Origin of the sequence: Plantibacter sp. MMLR14_011 (assembly GCF_001865025.1) — a bacterium.
Classification (GTDB): Bacteria; Actinomycetota; Actinomycetes; order Actinomycetales; family Microbacteriaceae; genus Plantibacter; species Plantibacter flavus_A.
In genome coordinates this window covers 1-237 of the sequence record NZ_MJGW01000071.1, presented here as the reverse complement: position 1 = coordinate 237, position 237 = coordinate 1, and the positions used below count along the sequence as shown (strand labels likewise).

Sequence of the window (237 nt, the reverse complement as noted above, 5' to 3'; positions counted from 1 at the left end):
GCCTCTCGCCGTGACGAGTTCCTGGCGATCGCCCGGTCGCACGGCGTCGGCATCCCGTCCGTGCACCTGCAGCGCCGCAGCGTGATCCAGCCCGGGCACGAGGAGGACAACCTCGCGTACGCGCACCGCACGATCGACGCGGCGGCCGAGTGGGGCATGCAGGTGTTCTCGACCGGGCTGCACCAGCCGTTCAACGACGCCCAGAAGCGCGCGCTCTGGTTCTGGACCGCGCAGGGC

At 71.7% G+C, this 237-nt stretch carries 1 pseudogene; it reads left to right on the top strand.

Annotation, left to right across the window (positions count from 1 at the left end):
- A pseudogene (locus tag BIU99_RS16670) lies at window positions 1–237 on the top strand (sugar phosphate isomerase/epimerase); the annotation flags it as partial.